Here is a 20829-nt window from a genome sequence, read left to right as displayed (position 1 = left end):
GGGCGTCGGCGCGTTATTCTTGTTTAGCTCTGCATCGCCAGGCAGCTCAGATTCTGCTGCTTGAGCTGGTTGCACATCGCCGTCGCATCATCGCGTCCGCCGAAGCCGACGAAACGGGCACGGTAGAAAATCTGGCCGTTCTTTTCGAAGCGCTCCACATAGGAGCGGAAATCGCCGAGCTTGCCGACCTTGCCGGCGGCGTCCGACAGCATGGTGCGGGCGCTGTCTTCCGACGGGCCGGCGCCGATCTGCACCACCCAGCCGCCCGGCGGGGTAGCGACGGCAGCGGTCTGCACCGAGCCCGAGGTCATCAGGTCGACCGGCTGACCACCCTGGCTGGCCGCAGCGGGCGGTACGAAATCGAGCGGGGCGGACGGCGTGGTCTGGCCGAGAGCGGAGGGCGGCGCGCCCAGATTGTAGCTCTCGCTGAGCCAGGCACCGATAATGTCCTGGCTGGGATAGGCGGGCTGCGGCGCCTGGCTGGGCGCGGCAAGGATATTGGCGGCCTGGACGGCCGGCTGCAGGCCGAGATCGGCCGGCATGGGCGCAGGAGCCGGGGCAACGCTGGCGACGGCCACCGGCTGGATGGCCGGCGTCTGCGCCTGGGCACCATTGGCGGCGACCAGCTGGGCCAGGCGGAAGCCGGGCAGGGGCATGGGCTGGACGAAGACCGGCGCCGAGGAGGGCGACTGGGCCACGGCGACCTGTACGGCGCTGCCCTGACGGCCCGGGGTGGGGATCTGGGCGACATAGGTGCCGCTGCGGCTCTTGGGCAGGTAGTTGGCGACCAGCTGGCGCACCTTTTCGTCGCGGGCGCCGGCCGAATTGAAGCCGAAGGCGACGACGACGATGTGGCGGCCATCCTTGCGGGCGGCGGTCAGCAGGTTGGAACCGGCGGCGTTGATGTAGCCGGTCTTGATGCCGTCGACGGCGCCCATATAGCCGAGCACGCGGTTATGGTTGCCATAGGTCGACTTGCCGTAGCTGAAGCTCTTGGTCTGGAAGAATTCGTAATAGCTGGGAAAGTGCTGATAGACGGCGATGCCGAGGATCGCCTGGTCGCGCACCGTGGTCACCTGGCCGCCATCGGGCAGGCCCGAGGCGTTGCGGTAGGTGGTGTTGCGCATGCCGAGGGCGCGGGCCGTGGCGGTCATGCGTTCGGCGAATTTGCTTTCCGAGCCGGAAATATGCTCGGCGATGACGCGGGCCATGTCATTGGCCGACAGGGTCACCAGCGATTTGATGGCGTCTTCCACGGTGATGGTGGCGCCAGCGCGCAGGCCGAGCTTGGTCGGCACGGCGGCCGCGGCATGCTTGGACACGGTCATCTTGGTGGAGAGCTTGAGGTTGCCGGCGCTCAATTCCTGAAACAGGACATAGAGCGTCATCACCTTGGCGACGGAAGCGGGGTAACGCTTGCTGTCGGCAGCCTCTTCATACAGCACCTTGCCCGACTTGGCGTCGACCACGATCCCTGCATATTTGCGAAGATTTTCAATGGCCTGCGCCGGCGCCACAGTGTGGGCGCTGACAGCAAGGACAACGAGGACTGCGGCAAAGGCGCGCAAAAACACGACACGCCATGGGGTTTTCGCCTGGGAAGCCACCCGGTACTCCAACTTTACTCTCGGGTGCTTCTGCACCCGTACGCAACACACACTCGCAGCGGAATTCAGGCGAGCCCCACGCTCCCGAACCTCCATTGCTTCAGAACAGAATAAGGGCGTGCCGTTACCATTCCGTAAAATGCCGTCGATTTATGTTGGAGTGTGGAAAGATGGTCACGGGATGGCGGCCACTGGACTATCAGTCTGCCACCCTCCCCCTTGCGGGGAGGGAGAGCGAGATAGGACTTAGCCCTTCGCTAAGTCCGTGATCGAGCCGGGAGGGGGTGCGAGGGCCCCGGTATCCCGACCAAACCACCCCCACCCTTGATCCCTCCCCGCAAGGGGGAGGGTGTCGACTGGGACGGCGGCGGAGCACCCATTCCACGCCTTCACGCATTCGGCACATCATGCCCCTTAACACCGGCGAGTTTTTGCCTACATAATGGTCCTCACCAGGCTGCTTCGTTTTCCTTGCGACAGATGTTTTTGCCATGACTTTTGACGACCTCAATGCCATCGACCACGCGGCTGCGCTGCGGCCGGGGCTGGCGCATGCCGGCCCGGAAAAGGAGGGTGGAGACGGCAAGGGCAGCACCGAAACCGGGACGATCACCAAGACCCGTCCCAAAACCAAGCGCCCGAATCTCTATCGGGTGCTGCTTCTCAACGACGACTACACGCCGATGGAATTCGTCGTTCTGGTCTTGCAGGATGTCTTCAACAAATCGCGTGAAGACGCCATGCAGATCATGCTGCACGTTCACCAAAAGGGGGTGGGTGAGTGCGGCGTATATCCATACGAAGTGGCCGAGACCAAGGTCACCCGCGTCATGGATACGGCACGCAAAAACCAGCATCCGCTGCAATGCGTGATGGAAAAGCAATAGGAACATCATATGCCCTCATTTTCACGCGGACTTGAAAAGGCCCTGCATCAGGCGATGAACCTGGCGCGTGAGCGCAACCATGAGTTCGCGACGCTCGAACATCTGTTGCTGGCGCTGACCGAAGACCGCGAAACCATCGCGGTGCTGACCGGCTGCGACGTCGATATCGACGCGCTCAAGAGCGACCTCGAAGATTTCATCAATGAAGAGCTGGACAGCCTGATCGTGGCCAATGGCCAGGATGCGCGGCCGACCGCCGCCTTCCAGCGCGTCATTCAGCGCGCGGTGATCCATGTCCAGTCGTCCGGTAGGGAAGAGGTTACGGGTGCCAATGTGCTCGTCGCCATCTTTGCCGAGCGCGAAAGCCATGCCGCTTATTTCCTCGAACAGCAGGATATGAGCCGGCTCGACGCAGTCAATTTCATCAGCCACGGGATCACCAAGTCCGGTCCCAGCGAGGAGCGCAAGGTGCGCGGAGCTGAAGACGGAGACGGCCATGCCGAAGGCGGGGCCGAAGCCAAGAAGAGTTCGGCGCTGTCCGATTTCTGCGTCAATCTCAACGAGAAGGCCCGGGCCGGCAAGATCGACCCGCTGATCGGCCGCGACGCCGAGCTGCGCCGCACCATCCAGGTGCTGTGCCGCCGGAGCAAGAATAACCCGATCTATGTCGGCGATGCCGGCGTGGGCAAGACCGCCATTGCCGAGGGCCTGGCCCGCAAGATCGTCGAGGGCGATGTGCCCGAGGTGCTCCGTGAAGCGGTAATCTATGCGCTTGATATCGGCTCGTTGCTGGCCGGCACCCGCTATCGCGGCGATTTTGAGGAACGCCTCAAGGCCGTGATGAAGGAGCTGGAAAAGCTGCCGAACTCGGTGCTGTTCATCGACGAGATCCACACCATGATCGGTGCGGGCGCCACCTCAGGCGGCGCGCTCGATGCGTCAAACCTGCTCAAGCCGGCTTTGGCGAGCGGGGCGATCCGTTGCATCGGCTCGACCACCTATAAGGAATATCGCCAGTTCTTCGAGAAGGACCGCGCTTTGGTGCGGCGCTTCCAGAAGATCGACGTCAATGAGCCGTCGATCCCCGATGCCATCGAGATCATCCGGGGCCTGCGGCCTTATTACGAAGAGTTCCACAAGATCAAATACACCGATGATGCCCTCAAGGCGGCGGTGGAACTGAGCGCGCGCTATATCAATGACCGCAAGCTCCCCGACAAGGCCATCGACGTGCTCGACGAGACCGGCGCCAGCCAGATGCTGCTCACCGAAGACAAGCGCAAGAAAATCATCGATGTCGAAGACATCGAGGCGACCATCGCCACCATTGCGCGGATTCCGCCAAAGTCGGTCAGCAAGTCTGATGCCGAACTGCTGGGCGGGCTGGAGCGGAGCCTGAAATCGGTGGTGTTCGGCCAGGATGTGGCGATCACCGCGCTGTCGTCGGCGATCAAGCTGGCCCGTGCCGGCCTGCGCGAACCGGAAAAGCCGATCGGCTCCTACCTGTTCACTGGCCCCACCGGCGTCGGCAAGACCGAAGTGGCCAAGCAGCTCGCCGACACCCTTGGGGTGGAGCTGCTGCGCTTCGATATGTCCGAATACATGGAGCGCCACACGGTCAGCCGCCTGATTGGTGCCCCGCCCGGCTATGTCGGGTTTGACCAGGGTGGGTTGCTCACCGATGGCGTCGATCAGCATCCGCATTGCGTGGTGCTGCTCGACGAAATCGAGAAGGCCCATCCCGATCTCTACAACATCCTGTTGCAGGTGATGGACCACGGCAAGCTGACCGACCACAACGGCAAGTCGGTGGATTTCCGCAATGTCATCCTGATCATGACCTCCAATGCCGGAGCCATGGACTTGCAGAAGGCCCCGATCGGTTTTGGCCGCAAGCGCGAGCAGGGCGACGACGAAGAGGCGATCAATCGCCTGTTTACGCCGGAGTTCCGCAACCGGCTCGACGCCATCATCTCCTTTGCGCCGCTGCCGCGCGAAGTGGTGCGTCGCGTGGTGGAGAAGTTCGTGCTGCAGCTGGAAGGCCAGCTGGCCGAGCGCGGTGTCACCATCGTGCTGCAGCCGGAGGCCGCCGACTGGCTGGCTGAACGCGGCTATGATGAACGCATGGGCGCGCGGCCATTGAGCCGGGTGATCCAGGAATACATCAAGAAACCGCTGGCTGAGCAGGTGCTGTTTGGTGAGCTGGTTAATGGTGGCACGGTGACCGTGGCGGTTGTCGGCGTCGGCAATGAGGCCAAGCTGGAGCTGATCGCGGCGGCGCCGCGCCCGGCCAAGCCCAAGGCCCTGCCCAAGCCGAAAAAGCCCAAGGCCACGGCCGAAAAGAGCTAAGCAAAAGGGCCGGGAGCGATCCCGGCCTTTTCGTTTGCTGAGGTGGGCGCGATGTCTCCGCCCCACTGTGTCGTCCCGGCTGACATTTTGCTTGCAGGAAATGGCGAATGGGCCATGTCCATGGGCGCATAACGCAGGACACCCACAAGTCCAGCCAGAAAAAAAGCAGAAGGCTCAGTAGCATAGCGTCGCTAGCCTATTGCCCGTTTTGCCACGACCGTATCTACACGATGGCAAAAATGGGGGCCTACCAATGCTTGATTCTTTCCTGCCGCGCGCGGCGCTTGGTGCTGGGCTGCTTGCCCTTGGCATGGTCGGCGGGCTTGCCCTGACCGCGTCGGCATGGGCCGCTCCCGCAGTGAGCGGATGTTATGCCGGGCTCGAGGGCAACAGCGGGTTTGCTTACGGCGGGAACGCCTGTTCGGCGCCGACTGGATCGGCCGGTTCGGATCGTTGGGACACCACCGGCTTTATCGGGCTCAGCTTTTCCATCGGCGACGGCTTCAATCCCCATCTCGCCGTCGGCCTGCGCCACACCAACGTCAATCCCAGCAATTTCGTCTATGGCGGTGAAATCAACGCCTCGATCTCCCTCATCAAGGGGCTCGAGGACATGCAAGTTCGTCTGCTCGGCATCGCCGGCGATGCCGGAACGCTGGGCGTCGGCCTGCTCGGGAATGCTGGCATCGGCTGGGATTTTGGCGCCAATTCGCTGCTGTTGAACGCCGGCCTGCAGGTGCCGTATGCGCGCTTCTTCATCGACTATACGATTGATGACAGCACGCTGCGCGCCTTCCTCGAGGCCAACTCCTACGGCAAAATCGAAACGGTGCAGAACACGCTGACCTGCGGCAGTGGCACGGTACTGGCCAATGGCGCCGAAATGCTCCAGCAATGGGCAGGCGTCCTGCCCTCTACGGGCGTGTCGGGCGATATTTTCGCCGGATCTATCTTGTTTCCTGGCGCCTTCACCGAAACCTTTGCCGGCACCCCGTCGACTGCCTTCGTCAATGGCCAGTCCTGCTTCGAGGTGGGGACGCCGCGATCCTAGCCGCAGTCCGGTGCAGCGCTTGGCTTTTGCTCAGGGCTGGTTGCCGTTTTCGGACGCCTGCTGGTTATTTCCGGCAGGCGTTTCTGTTGGTCTCAGCCACCCAAACGGGAAGCTGGCATGCGGATTTTTCCGTTGACCGAGTCACTTAGGCTTCTTAGTTAATTCAGGTCGAAAAGAAGCAGCCGGTTGGTATCCCGGCCCCGTACAAGCGGGATTCGTCGCGCAAGCGTCCCATCGGCATCACACCTTTTATGTGGGGTGATGCTGGCGTGGGAATGCTCTCCGTCAGTGTCAGACCTGTTGGAGATTAGACTTTGCCAAAGAAAACCCAGATCGTTTTGCAGCTGCTCATCACCTTCATGATGGCGCTGACCATGTCAGGCATCATGGGCTTCGTCAGTGCCGGGCAGGACTTCCTGTCGCATTGGCCGCTGACCTTCGCCATCGCCTGGCCGGTTGCCTTCATCGTCACCCAGGTGGTGACCCCGGTCGCGTTCAAGCTGGCCTTCCTCATCGCGCCGCCCGCCAAGGCATAAGCCGAAAACACAAACGGCCGGGAGCAATCCCGGCCTCGTCTATCCGCCCACGAAGCGGGAAGCAGACTTGCGAACTCTGCCGTTGACGGAGTCACTTGCGCTTCCTACTTAATCCAGGTCGAAAAGAAGCTGGCGGTTGGTATCCGGCCCCGTACTCGCGGGATTCGGCGCGCAAGCGTTCCATCGGCGTCACAAGTTTCAAATTTTGTGGTGATGCTGGCGGAGCGTGTTCTTTGTCAGTGCCGGCCTGTTGGAGAGTAGATTTTTGCCAAGAAAAACCCAATTCGTGATGCAGCTGCTCATGACGTTCATGATGGCGTTGGCCATGTCGGGCGTCATGGGCTTTCTCAATGCCGGGAGTGAGTTCCTGCCGCGTTGGCCGTTGGCGTTTGCCATTGCCTGGCCGGTGGCCTTCCTGATCAGCAGTGTGGTGAGCCCGATTGCTCTCAAGCTGGCGCATCGGATCGCCCCGCCTGCCAAGGCGTAGCTGACCAACATAAAACGGCCGGGAGCGATTCCGGCCTTTTTGTTTGCCGCTCAGGCGGCGTGCCGCAGCGGCGGCCGGGCCACGAAAAACACCAGCAGCCCGAGATAGATCAGCGCCGGCACCAGCAGAGTGTTGATGCCGACCAGGGCATAGCCCCAGCCGCCGAGCAAGCCGCCCAGCAGCAGCGAGGCCCAGACCAGCATATGCTGGGCCCAGCGCCACGGCGGCACCAGGCCATGCAGCGCCCGCGCCAGATCCTGTCCCGCCGCGAACAAAGTGCCGGTGACGAAGGTGGTGCCCAGCCGCACCGAGCCGGCAGCCGGCAGAATGGCATTCTGCGCGCCGGCGCCCGCCGCCAGCACCAGCATGAACTGGCCGGGGACGAAGCCGGCCAAGGCCAGCAGCAGGGTGGCGATGAAGCTGGCCAGCACCAGAGCGGTGACGGCGCTGGAGCCCCAGCGCGGCCCGGCCATCAGCGCCAGCAGCGAACCGGCGAGGCTGCCAAGAAAGAACAGGCCGACCAGCGAGCCCGTCAGCAGCGCCACCGGCCACATGCCCTGCGCCAGCCCCGCGCCCAATTGGGTGATGTTGCCGCTCATGAACGAGATGAAATGGCCGCCCAGTTCGATGAAGCCGACCACGTCGGCGAAGCCGGCTGCGGCGGTGAGCAGCAGGCCGAGACTGAGTTGGGGCGTGGGGGTCATCGATTCCTCGGACGGGCAGGGCGGCGTGGCGGCACTGCACGCATTATCGGTGGTCAGGTCAACCGCCCAGCTTCATTTCCTAACGTCTCGTTAACCAGGGCTGGCCAATCCCCGCTGTTCCCATTGCCCACACTGGACAAGAACAAAGGACGAACCTATAAGAACATTATAGCAACACGGGAGATGCAGATGCTCACTTTCATCAAGGACCTCGCCGCCTTCGTCACGCTTGGCGCCTTCACCATCGGTTCGCTCACCTGGATGGATATGTTGGCCCGACTCGTGTGACGGTCCCTGTGGATTGCGGTCCGCGAGCGGTATGATCATCGCTCCGGGCCGGTCATAAAGGGCCATCATGACCAGTCCCGGCTTTATTCACCTTCACGTCCATTCCGCCTATTCCCTGCTTGAGGGTGCGCTGCAGCTTGATGCCATTCTCAAGCTCGCCAAGGATGACAATCAGCCGGCCATCGGCATTGCCGATAGCGGCAATCTGTTCGGGGCGCTCGAGTTCTCCGAAAAGGCCAGCAAGAAGGGCATTCAGCCACTGGCCGGGGTGGAACTGGCCATCGATTTTGCCGCCAGCGAAGAGCGGGTCAGCGAGCGCGGGCAGGTGGCCTGGGCTGGCAAATCCAGCGTCGTGCTGCTGGCGCAGACCGAGAACGGCTTTGCCAATCTGTCGCGGCTGGTGTCGAAATCCTACATCGAGGGCGATGGCGGCACGGCGCGGGCGCAGCTCGATTGGCTGACCCGCGAAGGTCTGCACGATATCATCTGTCTCAGCGGCGGCCCCGAGGGCGCCATCGACATGGCTTTCGCCCATGGGCAGGACGCCAATGCCATCCGCCGGCTCGACCGGCTGGCCGAATTGTTCGGCGACCGTTTCTATATCGAATTGCAGCGCCATGGCCGGGTGCAGGAAGCGGCGGTTGAGCCGCGCCTGATCGATTATGCCTATCGCAAGGGCATTCCGCTGGTGGCGACCAACGAGCCCTTCTTCAAATCTGCCAAGGAATTCGAGGCGCATGATGCGCTGCTGGCCATTGCCGGCGGCACCGTGCTGGCCCAGACCGAGCGCCGCAAGCTCAACGACCAGTATTATTTCAAGACCCGCGCCGAAATGGCCGCGCTGTTTTCGGACCTGCCCGAGGCGCTGGATTCCACCATCGAGGTGGCCCAGCGCATTTCCTACCGGCCGCGCACCCGTAGCCCGATCCTGCCCAAATTCGCCGCCGCGCCCGATCTGAGCGAAGACGATGCCGTCGCCGCCGAAGCCGCGGCTTTGCGCGCCATGGCGGAGGAGGGGCTGCGTGCCCGCCTCGCCAGTCGCGGCCCGGCGCCGGGCAAGACCGAGCAGGAGTATTGGGAACGGCTGGAATTCGAGCTGGGCATCATCGCCTCGATGAAGTTCCCTGGCTACTTCCTCATCGTGGCCGACTTCATCCGCTGGTCGAAGTCGCAGGGCATTCCGGTGGGCCCGGGCCGTGGTTCGGGCGCCGGCTCGCTGGTGGCCTATACCACCACCATTACCGACCTCGACCCGCTCGCCTACAATCTGCTGTTCGAACGCTTCCTCAATCCGGAACGCGTGTCGATGCCCGACTTTGATATCGACTTCTGCCAGGATCGCCGCGAAGAGGTGATCCATTACGTGCAGCAGAAATACGGCGCCGAGCAGGTGAGCCAGATCATCACCTTCGGAACGCTGCAGGCCCGCGCCGTGCTGCGCGACGTCGGTCGCGTGCTGCAAATGCCCTATGGGCAGGTCGACCGGCTGTGCAAGCTGGTGCCGGCCAATCCGGCCGATCCCTATTCGATCGAGCGCACCATGAATGAGGTGCCGCAGTTCAAGCAGATGGCCGACGAGGACGAGACGGTCGCCGATCTGGTGGCCATCGCCCGCGTTCTCGAAGGGCTGTTCCGCCACGCGTCCACGCACGCCGCCGGTATCATCATCGGCGACCGACCGCTGCAGGATCTGGCGCCGCTGTATCGCGATCCGCGCTCCGACATGCCGGTGTGCCAGTATAATATGAAGTGGAGCGAGGCCGCCGGGCTGGTCAAATTCGACTTCCTCGGCCTCAAGACGCTGACCACGATCCAGTATGCCGTGAACATGGTCAATCTGGATGGCGGCAGCTTCCGCATCGAAGATATTTCCATCCACGACAAGCCGACCTACGAGCTCTACGCCCGCGGCGACACGTTTGGCGTGTTCCAGGTGGAAGGCGCCGGCATGCGCCGCGCGCTGGTCGACATGAAGCCCGACCGTTTCGAGGACGTCATCGCCCTGGTGGCGCTGTATCGCCCCGGTCCGATGGACAATATTCCGCTGTTCAACGACCGTAAGCATGGTCGCGAAGAGGTGGAATATCCCCACCCCGAGCTGTCCCAGGTGCTCGACGAAACCTATGGCATCATCGTCTATCAGGAGCAGGTGATGCAGATCGCCCAGCTGCTGTCAGGCTACTCGCTCGGCGAAGCCGACATGCTGCGCCGCGCCATGGGCAAGAAGATCAAGGCCGAGATGGACGCGCAGCGCGAGCGCTTCCGCGAGGGAGCGATCACCCACGGGCTGAAAAAGGCCCAGGCCGATACGATTTTCGACCTGCTGGCCAAATTCGCCAATTACGGCTTCAACAAGAGCCACGCCGCCACCTATGCGCTGGTGTCGTACCAGACCGCCTTTCTCAAGGCGCATTATCCGCACGAGTTCCTGGCCGCGTCGATGACGCTGGATATGGGCAATACCGACAAGCTGGCCGAGTTCCGCAGCGAGGCCAAGCGCAACCGCATCGAGCTGGTGCCGCCCTGCATCAACAGCTCGCAGGTGGTGTTCTCGGTCAAGGACAAGCGCATTCATTATGGTCTGTGCGCGGTCAAGGGGGTCGGCCGGCAGGTGGCCGAGCATATCGTGGAAGTGCGCGGGGACACGCCGTTCAAGGATCTGGGCGATTTCGCCCGCCGCGTCGATCCGCGCGTGCTGTCCAAGCGGACGCTGGAAACGCTGGCCAATGCCGGCGCTTTCGACGCTATCGTGCCGCGCCGCGAAGTGGCTTTTGCCGCTATCGAGGCGGTGATGGGCATGGCGCAGTCGCTGACCCATGAGCGCAGTCAGGGCCAGTGGAACATGTTCGACGCCGGCGAGCCCGAGCCCGTCCGCCTGCCGGCGGGCATTCCTGATTGGAGCACCACCGAGCGGGCCGACCGCGAGCTGTCGGCCATCGGCTTCCATCTGTCGGCGCATCCGCTCGACGCCTATTCCGACCTGTTCGAGAAGCTGCGGGTGCAGCGCTGGGGCGATTTCGAGCGGGCGGTGAAGGATGGGGCGTCAGCCGGGCGACTGGCCGGCACCATCAGCGGTCGGCAGGATCGCCGTACCCGCAAGGGCACGCCGATGATGATCCTGACACTGTCCGACCAGACCGGTGGCTTTGAAGTGATCGCCTTTTCCGAGCAGATCAACGAGTTCGGCGCGCTACTACAACCGGGCAAGTCGGTGATCCTGCAAGTGGGCGCCGACGAGCGTGCCGAAGGCATCAGCCTGCGCCTGCTCTCGGCCCAGGCCATTGACGGCATCGAGGACACCATTGAGCGCCGGCTGACGATTTTCGCCGGCGGCGCGCAGGCCCTCGGCTCGATCAGCGCCCAGCTCAAGCGCGGCGGCGAGGGCAAGGTGAACTTCGTCGTCATCCGCGACGGCGGCGCCCGGGAATATGAGGTCGAACTGCCGGGCAGTTACCGGCTCACCGCCGAAGTCGCCGGCGGCATCAAGGCGCTGGATGGCGTGACGGATGTAAGGTTTCACTGAGGGGGCTTGGGGATTTGATTCCGATGGGTCGGCTAAGTCGCTGTTAATGCAGTGGAAATTGCAGGTGCGGAGCCGTGTTGCCCGGAGAGCTCCCACAAACGCGATGTCATCCCGGCCTTGAGCCGGGACCCATCCTGAGATGGGGGAACTGGCGCCATCTGGGGATGCGCCCCGGCGCAAGGCCGGGGCGACACGGTGGGTGGGATGAGATTTTGCCCAACCACCGGCTCCACCCTCCCCCTTGCGGGGAGGGAGAGCGAGATAGGACGTAGCCCTTCGCTAAGTCCGTGATCGAGCCGGGAGGGGGTGCGAGAGCCCCGATAACCGGGCCAAACCACCCCCACCCTTGATCCCTCCCCGCAAGGGGGAGGGTGTCGACTGCGACGTCCGTGCTCCTTCCCCCAGCCGTCACCCTCGGGCTTGACCCGAGGGCTCTATACTTCCCCTGCCGCAGCAAGTTCAGTCGCCCTCGGGTCAAGCCCGAGGGCGACGATCTGTGGGGGGCAGGGCGTCAACTTATCCATCTTATCCCCGCCCCCAATTCCTCCCGCATACTCCCCTCATCGCCCACGCCAGAGCGCGATCATGACGAGTGATGAGCGTGGGGACGGTCGGGGATGGGAGGTCGCTCCCATTGGGCAGAGGAAACCGGCAGCTGCGTCTGCAACATTGGCGTACCTGAACCAACCTGCGAAAATCCCGACGTGATGGCGAGGCGACTGGCTCACTATCAAAAAACTAATATCGAGGCAGCGTCTCGCCATCATCGCTCGAAAACCGCACACAGGCGGCGCTTTGGCACGACCCTTGCTCTTTTTCCCGTCTTCCCCTATATGGCGCATGCGTTTGACTGCGAGTCAGCGCGATTTCACACACGAGGCAGGCGGTTCGAGCAATCGAAAAGCCATCCGGTGACGGGAAACCGTCGCAAGATCTCGTGGCGGCATCAACCGGTAAACTAGGAGCAGCCATCATGGCACTGCCCGATTTCTCTATGCGTCAACTGCTCGAAGCAGGCGTTCACTTCGGTCACCAGAAGCACCGCTGGAACCCGAAGATGGAGCGCTACATTTTCGGCGTTCGCAACGACATCCACATTCTCGACCTGAGCCAGACCGTGCCGGCCCTGAGCCGCGCGCTGCAGCTGATCTCGGACACTGTTGCTGACGGTGGCCGCGTGCTGTTCGTTGGCACCAAGCGCCAGGCCGCTCCGCTGGTCGCCGAGGCTGCCAAGCAGTCCGCCCAGTATTTCGTGAACTCCCGCTGGCTCGGCGGCACGCTGACCAACTGGCAGACCATTTCGAACTCGATCTCGCGTCTGCGTACGCTCGAATCGATGAGCGAAGATGATCTGGCGCTGCGCACCAAGAAGGAGCGCCTGATGATGAGCCGCGAACAGGAACGCCTTGAGCGCGACCTGGGCGGCATCAAGGACATGGGCAATTTGCCGTCCCTGCTGTTCGTCATCGACACCAACAAGGAAGCGAACGCGATCAAGGAAGCCCGCCGTCTGGGGATTCCGGTCATCGCCATCGTCGACACCAATTGTGATCCGGATATCGTCGACTACGCCATTCCGGGCAATGACGACGCCAGCCGCGCTCTCGAGCTCTATGTCTCGCTGGTTGCCAAGGCTGCCATCGACGGTATCGGCCGTTCGTCGTCCGCACTCGGCGCCGACCTCGGCGCTGGCGACCTGACCCCGGCTGAAGAGCTGCCGGTCGAGGCGCCTGAGCCCGTCGCACCCGCCGCTAACTAAGCACGCTTCGCGTACTTCGTTCCGATTTGAACCAATGCGGCCCCTTGAAAGGGGCCGCCAAGAGGTGAACCTATGGAAATCACTGCAGGAATGGTCAAGCAGCTCCGCGACGCGACTGGCGTCGGGATGATGGACTGCAAGAAGGCTCTGGCCGAGACCAACGGCGACATGGAAGCAGCAATCGACTGGTTGCGCACCCGTGGCCTGGCCAAGGCTGCCAAGAAGGCCGACCGCGTGGCCGCTGAAGGCCTGGTTGGCGTTGCCGTCAACGGCGCCAAGGGCGCCGCTGTCGAAGTGAACTCGGAAACCGACTTCGTTGCGCGCAACGAACAGTTCCAGGGCATTGTCGGCAATGCAGCCACGCTGGCCCTCGACGCCGATGGCGACGTGGTCAAGCTCGGCGAAATGCCGTATCCCGGCTCGGGCCATTCGGTTTCGGCCGAACTGACCGCTGCCATCGCCAAGATCGGCGAGAACATGAATTTGCGCCGCACGCAGACCGTTTCGGTCAGCGATGGCGTGGTCGAAAGCTACGTGCACAACGCCGTCAAGGCTGGCCTGGGCAAGATCGCCATTCTGGTGGCGCTCGAGTCGACTGGCGACAAGGCCGTGCTGTCGGCCCTGGGCAAGCAGCTTGCCATGCATATCGCAGCGGCCCAGCCGCAGGCGATTGCGCCGGAAGAGCTGGACCAGGACGTGGTGGCGCGCGAGCGTGCGATCATTCTCGAGCAGGTCAAGGAATCGGGCAAGCCCGCCGAGATCGCCGAGAAGATGGTCGATGGCCGCATGCGCAAGTACTTCGAAGAAGTGACCCTGCTGTCGCAGGTGTTCGTGGTCGACGGCGAAACCAAGGTCGCCGACGTGATCAAGAATGCCGAGAAGGACGCTGGCGCCCCGATCAAGCTGACCAAGTTCGTGCGCTTTGCGCTGGGCGAGGGCATTGAGAAGGTCGAGACCGACTTCGCCGCTGAAGTCGCTGCCACTGCCGGCGTCAAGTAAGACGCCGATTGATTGCGGATGGGCCCAAGGGCCCGTCCGCCGCTCTCCCGCAGGGTTTATCCGAGCTGGGATTGAGCGCAAAACCCTGCCGTAATGTAGTTTCCAGTGGTGCGACGCCTTCTGTTGAAGGCGGTTTTGCCATAGGGTCATGCGGGTGTTGCCGGATTCGGCGCCCCGTCCGTTTTTCAGAAAGAGGGGTCTGCCGATGGCACCTGCCTATAAACGCATTCTCCTCAAGGTTTCGGGCGAGGCGCTGGCAGGAGACAACTCCTTCGGTATCGAACCCCCATTCCTGCAGGCCGTGGCCAAGCAGATCGCCGATGTCGCCAATACCGGCGTCGAGATTGCGATCGTGGTCGGCGGCGGCAATATTTTCCGCGGCATGGCCGGCGCTGCTGATGGCACCGACCGGGTCACTGCCGACATGATGGGCATGCTGGGCACCATGATCAACGCGCTGGCGCTGAGCAATGCCATCAGCCGCCAGGGCCGCAAGTGCAAGCCTTACAGCGCCGTTTCGATGCCGACCGTGGCCGATGCCTTCACCGCCCGCGCCGCCAAGCAGGCGCTGGAGGACGGCTATGTGGTGGTTCTCGGCGGCGGCACCGGCAATCCATTTTTTACCACTGACACCGCTTCCACCTTGCGCGCTATCGAGCTGGAATGTGACGTCGTGCTCAAGGGCACCAAGGTCGATGGGGTCTATTCCGCAGACCCGGTGACCAATCCCGATGCAACGCGCTATGAGGCCGTCAGCTACGACGAAGTCATCAGCAAGAACTTGCGGGTGATGGATACTGCGGCATTTGCGCTTGCCCGCGACAACGACATGCCGATAATCGTATATGCGCTCGACGACGCGGCCGGCCTCGCTGGTGTCTTGGCGGGAACTACCCGCTTCACGCGCGTCGGCAAGCCGCTCTAGCCTAGAAGGACGAATAGTATGGCCTATGACCTCGCAGATATTAAAACCCGTATGCAGAAGTCGATTTCCTCGCTGCGCGATGAACTCGTCGGCCTGCGCACTGGCCGGGCGAGTGCCAGCCTGCTGGAACCGGTGACTGTGGAGGCCTATGGTTCGCGCATGCCGCTGAACCAGGTGGCGACCGTCACCGTGCCCGAGCCCCGCATGCTGAGCGTGCAGGTGTGGGACCGCCAGATGGCCAATGCCGTCGAGAAGGCGATCCGCGACAGCGGGCTTGGCCTCAATCCGATGGGGGAGGGGCAGATCATCCGCGTGCCGCTGCCCGAGCTGAACGAGCAGCGCCGCAAGGAACTGTCCAAGGTCGCCCACAACTACGCCGAGGCCGCCCGCGTGGCGGTGCGCCATATCCGTCGCGACGGCATGGATGCGCTGAAGAAGGCGGAGAAGGACGGCGATATGGCCCAGGACGATGCGCGCGCGCAGACCGACCTGGTCCAGAAGGCCACCGACGCCGCCGTGGCCGAGATCGACCAGGTGGTCGCGGCCAAAGAAGCAGAAATCATGCAGGTCTAAGCCGGCTGAACTGCGCCAGGAGGGCGTAGATGTCCATTGATCCAGCCTTCACCATCGATCCTGCCCAGCGGCAACGCCTGCGGATTCCGGCCCATCTCGGCGTGATCATGGACGGCAATGGCCGCTGGGCGAAAGCCCGCGGCAAGCGCCGGACCGAAGGCCATATCGAGGGCGTCAAGGCGCTGCGCAATCTGGTCGAGCTGTGCATCACCTATGGCGTGCCGCATCTGACGGTGTTCAGCTTCTCGTCCGAGAACTGGACCCGTCCGAAGGATGAAATCTCCTTCATCTTCAATCTGCTGCGCCGCTTTGTTGCGTCCGATCTGCAAAGCCTGATCCGCAATAATGTGCAGGTGCGCATCATCGGTCGGCGCGAGGGGCTCGATGCGAGCCTGGTGCGGCTGATCAATGATGTTGAGGCCAAGACGGCGTCCAATAGCGGCCTCGTGCTGATTGTGGCCTTCAACTATGGCAGCAAGGCCGAAATCGTCGATGCGACGCGCCGTATCGCCCAGGCGGTTGCCGCCGGGGAGTTGGCGCCCGAGGCGATCACCGAGGAAACCATTGGCGCGGCGCTCTATACCGCCGGCCTGCCGGACCCCGATCTGATCATCCGCACCAGTGGCGAGCAGCGCATTTCCAATTTCCTGCTGTGGCAGGCGGCCTATGCCGAATTCGTCTTCGTCGATGAGTATTGGCCCGATTTTGGCGAGGCCAGCTTCATCCGCGTGCTTGAGACCTTCTCCCAGCGTGACCGGCGTTTCGGCGGTATCGAGGCTGTGCAACCTTGACCAGTCCCGGCGATCCTTCGTCAGAAAATTCCCAAAATCGTCGGCGGTTGTGGTCCGATCTCGGCCCGCGCCTCGCGTCGGCCATGGTGCTGATCGCGCTGACCGCGTCGGCGTTGTATATCGGCAGCTATGTGTTCGCCGCCGTGGTGGGGGCGGTGTTTGCCGGCGCCTATCGCGAATGGGAGACCATGGTGTCGCGGGCCGCGCCCTCGACGTCGGGCTGGGTGTTGATCGGCCTGGTGGGCCTGTCGGGCCTGATCTATCCGCTAACCGGGCCGCTGGGCACCATCGCGGTGATTGCCGTGGCCTGCGTCGTGGCGCTGACGATGCGGCGCGAAGGGGCGCCATGGCGGGTGCTCGGCCTGTGCATTTATGGCGCGATCATCATCGCCGCTTTGGCCATGCGGGGCGACACGATTACCGGTGTCTGGGCCGGCATCTATCTCGGCACTGTGGTGTGGATGACGGATTCGGCGGCGTTCTTTACCGGTCGACAGATCGGCGGGGAAAAACTCGCGCCGTGGATTTCGCCGTCCAAGACCTGGTCGGGCGCGCTGGGCGGGCTGGCGCTGGGCACCGGGGCAGGGCTGCTGGTCTGGGTGGTGGCGACGGATTCGCCCTGGTGGATCGGGCTGGTGCTGTCGGCGTCGATCAGCGTGCTGGGTCAACTCGGCGATCTGACCGAAAGCGGCATCAAGCGGCATTTCCGGATCAAGGATAGCGGCGATATCATCCCCGGCCATGGCGGGCTGATGGACCGGCTCGACAGCCTCACATTTGGCGTGTTGCTGGTATTGCTGGTCGGCGGCCTGCATGCCGGCTACGGCGCGGTCGCCGAGGGCCTGCTTTACTGGTAGGGCCACGAGCGCCCGGCGCTCGACCAAGCAAGGAAGACCATGTTCGAATTCATCTACTGGCTGCTGTCCTACGTGGTGCCCTTCCTGGCGGTGCTGACGGTCATCGTCTTCGTCCATGAGATGGGCCACTATCTGGTGGCGCGCTGGAACGGGGTGGCGATCCAGACCTTCTCGGTGGGCTTCGGCCGCGAGCTGATCGGCTGGGACGACAAGCACGGGACACGCTGGCGCATTTCGGCGATCCCGCTGGGCGGCTATGTGCGCTTTGTCGGCGACATGAACGAAGCCAGCGTGCCGGACCCCGAGGCAACCGCCAATGTCGATCCAGCGCTGGCGCCGCGACTGTTTGCCAACAAGAATGTCTGGCAGCGCATCGCCGTGGTGGCCGCCGGTCCCATCGCCAATGTGCTGCTGACGTTTTTCATCCTCTATGCCCTGCTGCTGGGCTATGGCCGCTACACCATTCCGCCGGTTGTCGGCGCGGTGATCGCTGGTTCCGTGGCGGAGACCGCCGGGATCGAGCCGGGTGACATCATCATCGCCGTCGACGGCTATGCCGTGCGGGGGTTTGAGGATTTCCAGCGGCTGGTTGCCACCAGCCCGGCGCGACCGGTGACGGTTGAGCTGGATCGCGGCAGCACCTCGGAAACCATCGTACTGGTGCCCGAGGTGGTCGAGGTAGAAGACCGTTTCGGCAATATGCAGAAGATCGGCAGAATCGGCGTGAGCCGTGACGTGGCACAGACCGATGTCAGCCTCTATCGGCCGGGCCCGGTCGAGGCCGTCGGCATGACGGTGGAGGAAATCCGCTTCATCATCCAGCGCACAGCGGCGTTCCTGGGGGACTTTTTCGTTGGGCGGGGCGACGTCGAGCAGCTGGGCGGACCGGTCAAAGTGGCCAAGGTTTCCGGCGAAGTGGCGACACTGGGCATTATCGCACTCATAAATCTGACCGCCTTGCTCTCGCTAAATATCGGTATCTTCAACCTTTTACCGGTTCCCATGCTCGACGGCGGGCACCTTCTGTATTATTTGGTTGAGGCCGTCAGAGGGCGTGCGCTCTCCATGAGGGTGCAGGAAATGGGGTTCCGCTTTGGATTCGCCCTGGTTCTTGCGCTCATGGTGTTCACGCTCTTTAACGACACGATTTTTGCATACTTCGGAATCCTGCGTTAACCTCTGGTTAGCCTTGGTTCGCAAGGTGTTGCAGGAATACAAGAGCACCAATCATTTGCTAACCGCGTCGAGGCTTCAGCCTTGTCCTTGGTTAAAAAGACGGTAAAACGGTGCAATGGAGTTAGTCTGGGGGAGCGCTGTGCATGGCGATTCCTCAGGCATGGTCGCAGAGGCAATAATAATATGATCAATCCCACCAAGCTGATGCGCGGCGCTTTTCTGGCGCTTGCGATACTGGGTGCAGCGCCACTGGCCGGATCCAGCATTCCGCTTCTTGGAGTTGTAACTGCGCAGGCCCAGGAACAACTGGTTGGCGCAGTTCTCTTTGAGGGCAATCGCCGCTTCTCCGATAGCCAGTTGCTGGCCATGGTCGATGTGTCGGCTTCCGGCATCTTCACCCAGCAGCGGGTCAACTCCGATATCGAGAGCATCCGTCAGGCCTATGACCGCGACGGCTTCCTTTCCGTTTCCGTGACGGCGCGCTCCGAGGCGACGGCCGATGGCCGCGTCCGCGTCATCTTCAATGTCAACGAAGGCAATCGCGCGGGCATCGCCGCGATCAACTTCACTGGCAACAACGCATTCGGCGCCAATAGCCTGAAGAGCACCATGCTCACCAAGGAAACTGGCCTGCTGAGCTGGCTGCTCAAGGATGATGGCTATGATGAGCAGAAGCTCGCCATCGACCGTGAGCGCATCCGCCTCTATTACGCCAACCGTGGCTATCCCGACGCGCAGGTGAATGCTGTTGGTGAATATGACGCCACCAAGAACGCCTACTTCATCAACTTCACCGTCAATGAAGGCCAGAAGTACCAGTTCGCCAATGTCGGTATTGAAACCAGCATCGACGGACTGAACACCGACGCGCTCAAGAGCACGGTGCAGACCGGGCAGGGCGGCTCCTATTCGGTTGCTGATCTGCAGCAGACGATCGAGGAAATGGCTTACGAAGCCACGACCCAGGGCTATTCCTTCGTCGACGTTCGGGCTCGCCTCGATCGTGACGTGGCGTCGGGCAAGTTCAATGTCACCTATCTGGTCGATGAAGGTGCGCGCCTCTATGTCGAGCGCATCAACGTCACCGGCAACACCAAGACCCGTGACTTCGTGATCCGCCGTGAGCTGGAGTTTGCCGAAGGCGACCCGTTCAATCGTGCACTGCTGGTGCGTGGCCGCGAAAACATCAATGGCCTCGGTTTCTTCTCGGCTGTGGACGTGACCACTGGCCCGGGCTCGTCGGCTGACAAGGTGGTGATCAACATCGCCGTGACCGAAACCTCGACGGGTGAATATGGCGCCACTGCCGGTTACTCCACCGTGGACGGTGTCCTGGGCGAGATCTCGCTGACCGAGCGGAACTTCCTGGGTCGTGGCCAGTATCTGCGCGCCGCCATTGGTGCCTCGCAGGCCGGCCGTACCTTTGACTTCTCGTTCACCGAGCCGCGCTTCATGGGCCTCAAGGTCTCGACCGGCGTCGACGTCTATCATCGCATCAACGAAGAAAACGCTGCCAGCTTCTACGGCTCGCAGGCAACTGGCGGTCAGTTCCGCGTCGGCGTGCCGCTGACCGGCGATCTGTCGGGTACCGTGTTCGTCGGTGGTGAGCGCAAGGTCATTGCTGACGATCCGGGCAAGCCGCCCGCATCGACGGTCGTTTCCGATGGCCAGGAGTTCTACAAGGCATTCGTTGGCTACAGCCTGACCTGGAATGGTCTTGATGACACCAAGAAGCCGACCGAAGGCCTGTTCGCCAGCTTCAGCCAGCAGTATATCGGCTGGGATCATAGCCTGGTGAAGACCGAGGCTCGGGCGCGCTACTTCGTCCCCGTGATCCAGGATAGCGGCATCGTCGCCAGCCTGCGTGGCCAGGCCGGTATCGTCAACGATCTGAGCGGCAATGGTGTTCACTCGGTCGAGGCGTTCATCCCGGGTCCGCAGCTCATCCGTGGCTTTGAAGGTCGTGGCCTTGGCCCGCGTCTGACCACTGGCGAGTATCTTGGTGCCGTCGCCTATGCTGGCCTCTCCGCTGAAGTGCAATTCCCGGTTCCGGGCCTGCCTGAGAGCTACGGTCTGTCGGGTGCATTGTGGGCTGACGCTGCCTGGGTCGATGGCGTGAATACGCCGCGTCTCGATGGCACCAACGCCGTCGATACGGCGAGCACTGACGTGCCGTGGCGGACCTCGATCGGCGCCTCGCTGATCTGGGACAGCCCGTTTGGCCCGCTGCGTGGCGACTTCGCCCACGTGATGAACAAGTCGACCTCGGATCGTACCCAGGTCTTCCAGTTGACCATGTCGACCTTGTTCTAGACCG

Annotated in this window: 16 protein-coding genes; 14 read left to right on the top strand and 2 right to left on the bottom strand. The window is 62.7% G+C overall.

The features are described from left to right. Positions 1–23 precede the first annotated feature (23 nt). Positions 24–1607, bottom strand: coding sequence for a serine hydrolase (locus ACX3OZ_RS00905; RefSeq protein WP_459095302.1), 1584 nt, complete (start codon positions 1605–1607; stop codon positions 24–26). 491 nt (positions 1608–2098) lie between these two features. Between ACX3OZ_RS00905 and clpS the strand changes: the two genes are divergently transcribed. The 5 genes from clpS (at position 2099) to ACX3OZ_RS00880 (ending at position 6917) form a co-directional block, all read left to right on the top strand. Continuing rightward, positions 2099–2494 carry an ATP-dependent Clp protease adapter ClpS gene (gene clpS / locus ACX3OZ_RS00900; RefSeq protein WP_459095303.1) on the top strand — a complete coding sequence of 132 codons (396 nt, stop codon included), beginning with the start codon at positions 2099–2101 and terminating at the stop codon, positions 2492–2494. Positions 2495–2503: 9 nt separating this feature from the next. Beyond that, positions 2504–4843: an ATP-dependent Clp protease ATP-binding subunit ClpA gene (gene clpA / locus ACX3OZ_RS00895; RefSeq protein WP_459103651.1), complete on the top strand. Its 2340-nt coding sequence runs from the start codon at positions 2504–2506 to the stop codon at positions 4841–4843. Between the two features lie 253 nt (positions 4844–5096). After that, entirely contained in the window at positions 5097–5894 is a 798-nt protein-coding gene (locus tag ACX3OZ_RS00890) for a hypothetical protein (RefSeq protein ID WP_459095305.1), read from the top strand. 314 nt (positions 5895–6208) lie between these two features. Continuing rightward, complete coding sequence (locus ACX3OZ_RS00885; protein WP_459095306.1) at positions 6209–6430, top strand: DUF2798 domain-containing protein; 222 nt, start codon at positions 6209–6211, stop codon at positions 6428–6430. 289 nt (positions 6431–6719) lie between these two features. Next, the gene (locus ACX3OZ_RS00880) at positions 6720–6917 is read left to right on the top strand and encodes a DUF2798 domain-containing protein (protein ID WP_459095477.1); all 198 of its coding nucleotides are present in this window, start codon (positions 6720–6722) and stop codon (positions 6915–6917) included. Between the two features lie 50 nt (positions 6918–6967). Here the strand turns inward: ACX3OZ_RS00880 and ACX3OZ_RS00875 are convergent, their stop codons facing one another. Further along, complete coding sequence (locus ACX3OZ_RS00875) at positions 6968–7621, bottom strand: YoaK family protein (RefSeq protein ID WP_459095307.1); 654 nt, start codon at positions 7619–7621, stop codon at positions 6968–6970. A 355-nt stretch (positions 7622–7976) separates the two neighbouring features. On the opposite strand from ACX3OZ_RS00875, the gene dnaE reads away from it, so the two are divergent. The 9 genes from dnaE to bamA all read left to right on the top strand — a co-directional run bounded on the left by dnaE (position 7977) and on the right by bamA (position 20825). After that, positions 7977–11432, top strand: coding sequence for a DNA polymerase III subunit alpha (gene dnaE, locus ACX3OZ_RS00870; protein ID WP_459103650.1), 3456 nt, complete (start codon positions 7977–7979; stop codon positions 11430–11432). 973 nt (positions 11433–12405) lie between these two features. Next, on the top strand, positions 12406–13191 hold the full coding sequence (gene rpsB, locus ACX3OZ_RS00865; RefSeq protein ID WP_459103649.1) for a 30S ribosomal protein S2: 786 nt from the start codon (positions 12406–12408) through the stop codon (positions 13189–13191). Between the two features lie 72 nt (positions 13192–13263). After that, positions 13264–14190, top strand: a complete 927-nt coding sequence (gene tsf / locus ACX3OZ_RS00860) for a translation elongation factor Ts (RefSeq protein ID WP_459103648.1) — start codon at positions 13264–13266, stop codon at positions 14188–14190. 205 nt (positions 14191–14395) lie between these two features. Further along, positions 14396–15115 carry a UMP kinase gene (pyrH, locus tag ACX3OZ_RS00855; protein ID WP_459103647.1) on the top strand — a complete coding sequence of 240 codons (720 nt, stop codon included), beginning with the start codon at positions 14396–14398 and terminating at the stop codon, positions 15113–15115. Between the two features lie 18 nt (positions 15116–15133). Next, entirely contained in the window at positions 15134–15688 is a 555-nt protein-coding gene (gene frr / locus ACX3OZ_RS00850) for a ribosome recycling factor (RefSeq protein WP_459095312.1), read from the top strand. 29 nt (positions 15689–15717) lie between these two features. Continuing rightward, positions 15718–16479, top strand: coding sequence for an isoprenyl transferase (locus tag ACX3OZ_RS00845; RefSeq protein WP_459103646.1), 762 nt, complete (start codon positions 15718–15720; stop codon positions 16477–16479). Further along, positions 16476–17336 (top strand): phosphatidate cytidylyltransferase, encoded by an 861-nt coding sequence (locus ACX3OZ_RS00840; RefSeq protein ID WP_459095314.1) that lies wholly within the window; start codon positions 16476–16478, stop codon positions 17334–17336. Before ACX3OZ_RS00845 ends, ACX3OZ_RS00840 begins: the two co-directional genes overlap by 4 nt. 39 nt (positions 17337–17375) lie before the next feature. Continuing rightward, positions 17376–18512 carry an RIP metalloprotease RseP gene (gene rseP, locus ACX3OZ_RS00835; RefSeq protein WP_459095315.1) on the top strand — a complete coding sequence of 379 codons (1137 nt, stop codon included), beginning with the start codon at positions 17376–17378 and terminating at the stop codon, positions 18510–18512. A 183-nt stretch (positions 18513–18695) separates the two neighbouring features. After that, complete coding sequence (gene bamA / locus ACX3OZ_RS00830) at positions 18696–20825, top strand: outer membrane protein assembly factor BamA (RefSeq protein WP_459095316.1); 2130 nt, start codon at positions 18696–18698, stop codon at positions 20823–20825. Positions 20826–20829 lie beyond the last annotated feature (4 nt).

It is taken from the genome of Devosia sp. A369 (assembly GCF_054489345.1).
This window is presented reverse-complemented; position numbering and strand designations above follow the sequence as displayed.